Below are 4515 nucleotides of genomic sequence, written 5' to 3' on the forward strand. Positions count from 1 at the left end.
TAAGAAATTAATAACAGGCTCTAGGGTTCTTGGTTCAGCTTACCAGGCAACACTATCGCCGTGGTACTGGCTTCTTCCACTGATAATCAGGCGTAGTCATCCGTTGCTTGTGTCGCTCTTTAGCTTGAAGTGCCTGCGCCACACCGTTGCGAATGGTATACAGCATGTGCCTGTCCAGTGGGTCACCGCTCTGACAGGCCATCTGAATCATCGTCAACTCTAACGTTTTACGGTCTATCATCACGCAGACTTATACAGTTTGAGATCCCAAAAATTTCTTCTGCATCCTCAGGAGTCATTCCGAGCAACCTTGAAAAGTCTTTTCTGAGCTTGTCATGCAGAACAGTCACATACTTAACTTCGCTGAACCGTAATCTTAGTAGTTTCATGTAGAAGGTATGCCACCTCATGCAAGCTGGCTTGCTATTATCTTGATTGATAAAATCTTTGAGGAAAATGTATGGGTGCTCTGGTTTATTCGGCCAAATATCCAGTTGCCGTCTTCTGACTTGTAACCTTAATCTTTCCTCATTCCCTATGCTTTGCACCTCATAGTGAAGCTTGCAGCATTTCCGACATCCAATAGTCTGTTTCCCAACATAAAGAATTGCGGCTCGTGCCTGGCAGTGTGGGCATAAGTACCAATACCTTACTCCATGACCTACCCGGGTGGATGATATTTTAAGGTTTAGTGTTGAGCCACCAATAGTTACCGTGAACCCCTTGTCTGACGCCTTGAAAAATAACGTTCCACTACGGGTATCATGCTGTAATGCCCAAACTCCCTCAGCAAATTTTCGCTGCATGACCTTAAGATGAAGAAGCGTAATTCGCGGTAACTCAGTAGTGTAATGGCGTGTTCGTTTGCGCACTGTAAACTCCTGATTCACTCTCCACATATGATTTTTCAATCCGAAATAATATGGGTTTAAAGTGCTGCCTTACACATTTCTTCCTGACACTTTTCAAATCTAAAAACTTTAACCAACTGTTTTATTTTGTCTTTTTAAACAGATAAGTGTCGAAAAAGTGTCAAGTTATCCATTTAGTGTAACTGCGGTGTTTACACCAACTCTTTGGCTGGTAGGCATAAAGCTGTCAACCCTGCTTCACTCCAATAATTTTCCTCTTCTGGGCATAATCCTGCGCTATAAAAAATTTCATACCTAAGTCGATCTATTGCACAGTCTATAGAATCATTCTCATAGAACTCGTGCCGCTCTTCACCAGCTCGGAAATAAGCTATGGTCGTTTCTTCCTCATTGTATCCAATGCTATCAACGTCGTAGCCCAACTCATCAGCCGCTGCTGTTATACGGTCAATGCGAGCCTGAATATTTTGTGCAGCATGCGTCTTGCCATCATGCTCTTGAATCCATTTCAGAGCCTGACCCCAAGTCATGTCTAATTTTCTATGCGGCCAGCGACTCTCATAACTGGTTTTAATTCGCTTTGCTTCTGTAGCTTCTAAATCAACTTTCTGCCCAGACAGCACTAAGTCACCCTTTTTTACCCAGTCATAGACGGTCTGACGACTCACACCACAGTGACGCGCATATTCGGTCTTACTCATCAACATTCTGTGCACCCCTATCGGTTGATTAATACGTTCTGAAGCTTCGCATTACGCACTTACCCAGCTCTTCTTCCAGGAACTCCAACTTTCTAATGTACGCAATGCCGATAATCGCCCTAGGCGGCATGTTGGCGGTGCCATTCTCCTGCCAGAACATAACCTCACTTGTCGAGCCAGCGATTGATGACAGGCCACTGGCTTCGCTTTTGATACTGTCCCGTAGCTCTCCGGTGCGAAGTTCAGGCTCGTCAGCAGAAAACCCCTTACTTATCCTGTCGGCCTGCGTGCTCTCGGCCAATGGTGACCAGGCTGAGAATGGGCCAGCTGCCTGCTGGTAGTGGCCTATCTCTTCTTTAGCTTCCTTCTCAACCTCTTTCGCATATTCCCTGACCGTCAAGGCAAGCTGGTGTTCGACAGTCAGAGAGGCAGAATTAAGGAGCTTCGATAATTCCAATAAATCCATGCCTCACCCCGTTATTTAGTGGATAGCCCGCTAACCTGGCCTGGGTGAGTTAGAATCATGCTCGAGTCAAAAGCGCTGACACTGCTAGGAGCTTTTGTAGACTCTTTTACCAGGTAGGTCATCATTCCTTGCCCAATCTTTTTGCCATCCAAAATTGAATCGACTTGAATATTGATTGGCTGAGACGGCTTGGGAGGGATTGGCACGAACTGCGATGCTTTCGAAACACCTGGCTTTGCAGGAATGGAATTAAGATCCCATACTCTAGTGCCGTAATAAGGCATCCCCGGGTGACTCTTTTCCCAGTTCATTTTTCCTAGACGGTCACGCTCTGCCATTTCTTGGGTCTGAGTAGGAAGTTGGTCATATGGAGTGCCATTTTTTGCTGCCATAAACCTACGGTAAATTTCAACAGAGAGCTCTGTGCCTATCGCAGCGGCTGCCAAAGCAACAATATTCGGCATACCCTGGATAGCTGTTGATAACAGAGGGAAGCCATCTTTGCCTGCCAGGAATTTCAATGGGCCCATCAACGCGCTGGCAGAATGCTTCATCACCCACATGGCTCCGCTCGCTCCAGCTAACGCAGTAATTGCCATCGCGCCATCCATCGCGTACCTGGCCATATTTGGATGGGAATCTACAGCATTGGTCAGCGTCGTGACACCCCTGGTCACAATGTCGATACCGCGGGTAAAGTTCTCCATCACTCCGCCTTTCTGAGCAAGGGCGAGCTGCAGATTCTCAAAAGCGACCCCCATTGCCTGCCTGGCCATAATGACGTGGTTATCAGGGTCGTTAGCCGTTGCCGCGCTCCCATGTGAGCGGTCATAAGACGCCAAGGATTCATCCATTGTTTTGATCTGGGCCATCATTCGGTTGTAAATCTTCGCGCCACCGCGACCAAAGAGAATAGAGTTTTCGCGCTCCCAGTCAATTGAGTTGGTAATGCCATGTGCGGCATAGATGCCCATCATCTTTTTCACATAGCCTGGCAGGTCTGTGGTTTGCAGATAGGCTAGCGCTTTTGGTTGCTCCGTTCCTGTAGCATCACCAATCCCTAAGCGAGCTATTTCCCTGCGCAAATTTTTGGGTATGAGAGACATATTGCCGTTGATTCGGTTGTAGGCGGTCAGCATGCCATTTGATGCCACATCCCCGCCCATCTCACCGATAATGGGCTCAAGCGCGCCAAACATCGCCCTGAGGCTTTGATGGTTTGTCGCCGTGCTTCCGTGAGCTACGAAAAGTTTTAACTGTCTCTCGTTCACGATACGCCCGCTCGACTGCGAAGCCTTGAATACGCCGTCAGCGATATTTGCGGCAAGTGCCGGACTATTCAGGCCGCCCATGATTTCGACAATCTTATTGAGGTTTAGCATATTAGTGCTGGCAGCTGCCTGTGACTGCCCGCTTAATGCTTGTGAAGCAACTTCGTACTGCGCTAACACGGGCATCATGGTTTTTGCTGCTGCCAGCGCATCACCGGTCAGCATTCCAGATTGCCTGAATGAACCCTGGGCATCAGTGAATATACGCATGCGGTCGAGCACAGACGTATTTGCTACGTTGTGGGTACCAACATAGGCTTTGGCTTCGTTAATTTGAGCAGTGTTGAGCCCCATTTGGCGCAGGCGTGCTAATTCTCGCTCGTAGGAGATGCCCTTTTCGGTTATCGAGTTGAGAAGCTCATACCCCACATAACCAGTAGCCAGATTGGTCATTCCGCTATCACGATCCGATAAAGGTCGGTGAGCACCATTTCTACCGCCGCCATTACCATCATCGCTACCACCCCCTCCGCCAGGGGGATTGCCCGGACCCCACCCGCCAGGAGGAACGCCATTTCTCCAGCCTTTCCAGCCGCCATCAGCAGGACCAGGCAGTCCAAGCATCCCGACTGGTGGCCGGTTACCACCATTGTTGCCACCACCACTCAACCCTGCAGCCGCACCTATAGCGAGATAAGACGCCCCGTTACCACCTGGTAAGCCAGAGCTTGCTCTGTGTAGCCTCTCAGTGCTCTCTGTAGCGCTTCTCATGGCCTCTGAGTATTGGCGAGCATCACGAGTCGCACCCGACAGATTGCCTGTCATAGCCCGGCTCATTGCAGATATAGATGAGGTGGCTGCTTTGGCGTATTTGTCGATGTTTTTTAGATCGGCGCAGACACCCAGCATACGTTTGTGCAGGCTTAACACGTCTTCGCTCGCCATCTTCAAGACACGCGTTAAATCGTCTTTTGCACTCAACCGAACGGCAACGCTGTAAGCCTGAATATTCATGTCTTATACCCTGGTCTTTGAAGTAGTAGAGAGCTGAGATAAGCCGAGGTCAATCAGCTGCCTGGCAATTACATTGATGCCCGGCGCAACGCCCAGCTGTGACTTCTTCTGCTCGTCGCACTGGATTTGTTTGATTGCGTCTATTTGAGCTTTACTGAGCAAAACCGGTTTGAGCTCTGACTGGGCCATTA

At 48.9% G+C, this 4515-nt stretch carries 5 protein-coding genes; all 5 read right to left on the reverse strand.

Going from position 1 to position 4515, the window contains the following annotated elements; all coding sequences use genetic code 11:
• Positions 1-52 precede the first annotated feature (52 nt).
• On the reverse strand, positions 53-241 hold the full coding sequence (locus SPM24T3_RS23870) for a hypothetical protein (protein ID WP_037379769.1): 189 nt from the start codon (positions 239-241) through the stop codon (positions 53-55).
• A gap of 822 nt (positions 242-1063) precedes the next feature.
• Positions 1064-1573 (reverse strand): DNA-binding protein, encoded by a 510-nt coding sequence (locus tag SPM24T3_RS23880; protein ID WP_237713143.1) that lies wholly within the window; start codon positions 1571-1573, stop codon positions 1064-1066.
• A gap of 28 nt (positions 1574-1601) precedes the next feature.
• Complete coding sequence (locus tag SPM24T3_RS23885; RefSeq protein ID WP_009639419.1) at positions 1602-2039, reverse strand: hypothetical protein; 438 nt, start codon at positions 2037-2039, stop codon at positions 1602-1604.
• Positions 2040-2050: 11 nt separating this feature from the next.
• Positions 2051-4324, reverse strand: a complete 2274-nt coding sequence (locus tag SPM24T3_RS23890) for a hypothetical protein (RefSeq protein WP_009639420.1) — start codon at positions 4322-4324, stop codon at positions 2051-2053.
• Between the two features lie 3 nt (positions 4325-4327).
• A partial coding sequence (locus SPM24T3_RS26030; protein ID WP_009639421.1) for a hypothetical protein occupies positions 4328-4515 on the reverse strand: 188 nt, incomplete at its 5' end.

The sequence above is a fragment of the Serratia sp. M24T3 genome, from assembly GCF_000257645.1.
Classification (GTDB): Bacteria; Pseudomonadota; Gammaproteobacteria; order Enterobacterales; family Enterobacteriaceae; genus Rouxiella.

Excerpts from the sequence above, each read along its gene's own strand:
- SPM24T3_RS23890 (WP_009639420.1), bottom strand. The coding sequence starts at position 4,324 with ATGAATATTCAGGCTTACAGCGTTGCCGTTCGGTTGAGTGCAAAAGAC.
- SPM24T3_RS23885 (WP_009639419.1), bottom strand. The coding sequence starts at position 2,039 with ATGGATTTATTGGAATTATCGAAGCTCCTTAATTCTGCCTCTCTGACT.
- SPM24T3_RS23870 (WP_037379769.1), bottom strand. The coding sequence starts at position 241 with ATGATAGACCGTAAAACGTTAGAGTTGACGATGATTCAGATGGCCTGT.
- SPM24T3_RS23880 (WP_237713143.1), bottom strand. The coding sequence starts at position 1,573 with ATGAGTAAGACCGAATATGCGCGTCACTGTGGTGTGAGTCGTCAGACC.